Consider the following 4,869-nt stretch of genomic DNA (forward strand, 5'->3'; position numbering starts at 1 on the left):
CACCCACCCGCACGCACGCACGTACGCACGTATGCACGTACGCACGCACGAAGGAACCGAGGCCGCCGTGGAACTCAACCCGAACGACCTGACCGAGGACCAGATCTACTCCTTCATGGTCAGCTCCATCCTCCCCAGGCCGATCGCCTGGGTCAGCACCGTCAACGGCCGCGGGGAGCCCAACCTGGCGCCGTTCTCCTACTACACCGGCGTCTGCTGCGACCCGATGACCCTGCTGTTCTGCCCCGTCACCGGGCCCGCCGACCGGCCCAAGAAGGACACCCTGCTCAACATCGAGGAGGTGCCCGAGTTCGTCGTCAACGTCGCCGAGCAGCGCACCGTCCAGGAGCTCAACCTCACCGCCGCCCCGGTCCCGCGCGGGGAGTCGGAGTTCGCACTCGCCGGGGTCACCCCCGCCCCCTCCAGCCGGGTCCGCCCGCCGCGGGTCCGCGAGGCCGCCCTCGCCTTCGAGTGCACCGTGCGCGACGTCATCGAGGTCAACCCCGGCCCCGGCGGCGGCTGGGTGGTGCTCGGCACCGTCCAGGCCGTGCACGTCGACGACGCCCTCGTCGACCCGCAGACCCTGCGGGTCGACCGCGCGGGCCTCGCCCCCGTCGCCCGCCTCGGCGGCGCCGACTTCCTCAGCTCCACCGACGTCTTCACCCTGCACCGCCACCGCGACCTGTCGGCCGTCGCCGCCGCCGACCGGACCTGACCCCCCACCAGCCGAGGAACGGAGCCGGGACCACCATGCCCACCACCACCCCGCACGAGGCCCGCACCCGCCTGCTGGCCTGGGTCGAGGCCAACGCCAACGCCCCCGCCGACAGCACCAGCCCGCTGGTCGGCACCCACGCGGTGCTCGACTCGCTCGCCCTGATCTCGCTCACCCTGCTGATCGAGGAACTGCGCGGCCGCGCCATCGACCCGGAGGACTACGCCGACCTGGACCGCTTCTCCTCGGTCGACAACATCCTCCGGCACTACTTCACCACCGACGAGCAGTCCGACGGGGCGCCCGGTGCCCGGGCCTGAGCACCACCGGGACACCGACCTGTACGTCACCGACCTGGACGGCACCCTGCTCGACGCCGACGGACGGCTGCCCGCCCGCAGCCGCGCCGCCCTCGCCGACCTGCTCGCCGCCCGGGCCCCGCTGACCTACTGCACCGCCCGCGGCCTGCCCGACAGCGGGCAGGCCCTGGACGGGCTGCCCTTCACCCTGCCCGCGGGCTACTACAACGGCGCACTCGTCGCCCGCCCCGACACCGGCGAGGTCCTCGACGAGCGGACGCTCCCGCCCGCCGCGACCCCGCCGCTGCTGGACGCCCTGCGCGCCGCCGGAGCCCGGCCCCAGCTGATCGGCCGCACCGGCACCGAGCAGGTGGTGCTCACCGAACCGCCCGGCAACCCCGCCGAGGAGGCCTTCCACCGCGCCCGCGCCGGCCGCGACCCGCGCCTGCGGACCGCCCCCGGCTACCCGCCCCGGGTCGACGCCGCGTACGCCCTGGTCTGCCTGGACGCCGCCGCGACCGTCCGGGAACTGGCGCGGGCGGCCACCGCCCTCGCCCCGCCCGGCGTCGCCGTCACCGTCTTCGACGCCTCCGAGCACCCCGGCCACCTCGTCCTGCAGATCGGCGCGGCCGACGCCGACAAGGGCACCGCCGTCCGCCGGATCGCCGAACTCGCCGGGTACCGCCCCGACCGGCTGGTGGTGTTCGGCGACAGCGGCAACGACCTGCCGATGTTCGCCGCCGCCCGGGACGCGTACGCGGTGGCCGGCGCCACCGAGGCGGTCCGGCGGCTGGCCCGCCAGGTCATCGGCCCCAGCGTCCTGGCCGCCGTCCCGCAGAAGCTGCACGAACTCCTGGAGCGCCCGTGGCCGCACCCCTGACCGCCGCCCGCCCGACCGCCGAGCCCCCGACCACCGCCCGCCCGACCGCCGAGCCCCCGCAGTGGCCCGAGGTCTACTCCTACCTGCACCATGCCTTCCTGTGCGACGTGCTGCGCCCCCACCCGGCCTTCGACGACTGGCTGGCCGGAACCTTCCTGCGCCTGTACGCCCACCGGGACTTCGCCGCCGCCGCCGTCCCGTTCAACTTCGACGTCGGCGACCGGATCGTCCGCAACCCCGACGACGGCCGCCACACCCACGCCGTGCTCGACTACTACCGGCGCGTCCCGCTGCTCGCCCTGGAGGAGCACGACCGGCGGGCCGTCGCCGAACTGCCCGCCGCCGCCGCGTTCCTGACCGACTCCACCGCCGGGGGCGGCGCCGTCCTGGTGTACGCCGAGAAGTCCCACGTCCCCGGCACCGACGAGTACGGGCGGGCCCGCGCCGTCCACCAGGTGATGTACACCCGCGGCCCCGCCCCCGGCACGCTCCGGGCGCACGCCATGGGCGCCGGGGGCCGCTACGTGCGCGCCGACACCACCCCTGCCGAGGCCGCGCTCGCCTGCGTCGAGGCGCGGGTCACCGCCGCGCACCGCCGCCGCGTCCTGGTGCTGCACCCCCGGCCCGACGACGGCGCGCACCGCTTCACCCCCGCCGTCCTGCACCTCGCGCTCACCCGCGCCGTCGACGGCCGGCTCGCCAGCGAGGTCGAGGACCCGGACTCCGCCGGGGTGCCCGCCCTGACCGCCGGACTGGCCGCCTCGCGCACCCTGGTCGACCAGGCCGCCCGGATGCTGCACGGCGAACTGCCGCTCGACATCCGGCCGTTCCACGTCTACCTGGAGCACAAGCAGCGCCTCGCCGCCGCCCTCGGCCTGCTCGCCGCCCGCGCCGCCGACGGCACCGACCGGGCCGGCCGCGCCGGGGCCGCCTTCGCGCCCTCGCCCGCATCGCTCGACCGCGCCGCCCGGCTGCGCGACCAGGCCGCCGCGCTGCGCTTCGCGATGCTCCGCTGCACCCGGCTCGGCACCACCCCGCAGGCCGCCACCGCCTGGCTCCGCCAGGCCGAACCGGTGCTCGAAGAGGAACGCCTGCTGCACCACGCCCTGTGCCGGGAGACCGCCCCCAACCGCCGGGTGACCCTCCCGGCGGGCCGGGGCACCACCCACCGACCCGACCAGCCGCCCAGGACCGGAGACCAGTGACCGTGAGCCCCACCGCAGAGACCGCCACCGCTCCCCTCCCACCCGCGCCCACGGCCGCGGCAGCGCCCGCGCCCGCGCTCGCGTTGCGCACCCAGGCCGTGGTCACCGCCGACACCGCGCTGCACCTCGTCGCCCTGGCCCTGGCCGAGGGCGCCCGGCGCGGCATCCCGGTGTCCGCCACCGTCGTCGACCCCGGCATGGGCCTGATCGCCTGCGCCAAGGCCGACGAGGCCAACCCGCACGGCTTGGAGACCAGCCGCCGCAAGGCCTGCACCGCCGCCTCCAAGCGCCGCCCCACCGGCTGGATGGGCGGACAGCTCGCCCTCACCCTGCCGCTCGCCTCCGGCAACGCCCTCACCGACGTCCGCGGCGGACTGCCGATCCGGTACGACGGCCTGCTGGGCGGCGGCCTGGGCGTCGCCGGGGGCACCGAGGACGACGACGCCGAGATCGCCGCCGCCGTGCTGGCCGCCGCGGGCGCGGACCGGACGGAGTAGACCCATGGCCACCACCGCCGTCACCGACGCCCGCCCCGCCACCGACCCGGTCGTCCCGCACCGCCGGGCCGTCGCCGCGCTCTTCGCGCTCTCCTTCGCCGCCTTCTGCTTCGTCACCACCGAGGTGCTGCCCACCGGCCTGCTCACCATCATCGCCTCCGACCTGGGCCGCTCCGAGTCCCAGATCGGCCTGCTGGTGACCGGCTACGCCCTGGTCGTGCTGCTGGCCTCGCTTCCGCTGGCCCGCGCCACCCGGCGGATCCCGCGCCGACTGCTGCTCAGCGGCACCCTCGCGATCCTGGCCGTGGCCACCCTGGTCGCCGCGGTTGCCGGGAACTTCTGGGTGCTGCTGGTCTCCCGGCTGCTGACCGGCCTCACCCAGGCGATGTTCTGGGCGGTGGTGGCCTCCACCGCGACCGGCCTGTTCCCGCCCGAGGTCCGCGGCCGGATGGTGGCCCGGCTGTCCATCGGCAACGGCCTCGCGCCGGTGCTCGGCGTCCCGGTCGGCACCTGGCTGGCCCAGCAGACCGACTGGCGGGTCACCTTCGGCGTGATGAGCGGCCTCAGCACCGTCACCTGCCTGGGCGTCGCCCTGCTGCTGCCCGGCTTCGCCCCCGAGGAGAGCAGCTCCGCCCGCGGCACCGCGCCCGACCGCCGCCGACTGACCGTCCTGCTGGTCGTCACCGGCCTCTCCGTCACCGGCGCCATGGGCACCTTCACCTACCTCACCTCGCTGCTGCTGGACGTCAGCGGCTTCGCGAAGGGCTCGCTCGGCCCGCTGCTCTCCGTCTCCGGCGTCTCCGGCGTGCTCGGCACCCTGCTGCTCGGCCGCTACCTGGACCGCTTCCCCTGGCAGTCGCTGGTCGTGCTGCTGGGCTCGCTCACCGCCGCGCTGCTGGGCCTGGCCGCGGTCGGGACGGTCAAGCTGCCCGCCCTGGCGATGCTCGCCCTGCTCGGCCTGTCCTTCAGCGCGCTCGCCGCGGCCATCCAGCACCGCGCCCTGCAGGTGGCGCCGGGCAGCACCGACATGGCCTCGGCCGCGATGAGCTCGGTCTTCAACCTCGGCATCGCCGCCGGGTCGCTGCTGGGCGCGGGCCTGGTGGCCACCACCGGCGTCCGGGCGATGCCGCTGGCGGGCGGGCTGCTGGCCGTCCTCGCGCTGCTGGTGATGCTGGCCGAGCGGCGGCTGCTCGGCCCGGACCCGAAGCCCGGCGAAGCCCCCGCCGCCGCCCCTGCCCCCGCCGCCCCTGCCCCCGCCACCACTGCCCCCGCC

Annotated in this window: 6 protein-coding genes; all 6 read left to right on the forward strand. The window is 76.4% G+C overall.

Annotated features, from left to right (window positions below; all coding sequences use genetic code 11):
* Positions 1–67: 67 nt before the first annotated feature.
* Positions 68–715 (forward strand): flavin reductase family protein, encoded by a 648-nt coding sequence (locus OO57_RS47140; protein ID WP_051778737.1) that lies wholly within the window; start codon positions 68–70, stop codon positions 713–715.
* Between the two features lie 35 nt (positions 716–750).
* Positions 751–1,035 carry a hypothetical protein gene (locus OO57_RS37090; RefSeq protein WP_033257263.1) on the forward strand — a complete coding sequence of 95 codons (285 nt, stop codon included), beginning with the start codon at positions 751–753 and terminating at the stop codon, positions 1,033–1,035.
* Positions 1,022–1,894 (forward strand): HAD family hydrolase, encoded by an 873-nt coding sequence (locus OO57_RS37095; protein WP_033257264.1) that lies wholly within the window; start codon positions 1,022–1,024, stop codon positions 1,892–1,894. The genes OO57_RS37090 and OO57_RS37095 overlap by 14 nt, the downstream gene beginning before the upstream one ends.
* Positions 1,879–3,099, forward strand: coding sequence for a hypothetical protein (locus tag OO57_RS44440; protein WP_033257265.1), 1,221 nt, complete (start codon positions 1,879–1,881; stop codon positions 3,097–3,099). Before OO57_RS37095 ends, OO57_RS44440 begins: the two co-directional genes overlap by 16 nt.
* 2 nt (positions 3,100–3,101) lie before the next feature.
* Positions 3,102–3,596, forward strand: a complete 495-nt coding sequence (locus OO57_RS44445; protein WP_158715376.1) for a GlcG/HbpS family heme-binding protein — start codon at positions 3,102–3,104, stop codon at positions 3,594–3,596.
* A gap of 4 nt (positions 3,597–3,600) precedes the next feature.
* A partial coding sequence (locus OO57_RS37110) for an MFS transporter (RefSeq protein WP_063737729.1) occupies positions 3,601–4,869 on the forward strand: 1,269 nt, incomplete at its 3' end.

The sequence above is a fragment of the Kitasatospora phosalacinea genome, from assembly GCF_000717185.1.
In the GTDB taxonomy this organism is placed as follows: domain Bacteria; phylum Actinomycetota; class Actinomycetes; order Streptomycetales; family Streptomycetaceae; genus Kitasatospora; species Kitasatospora phosalacinea_A.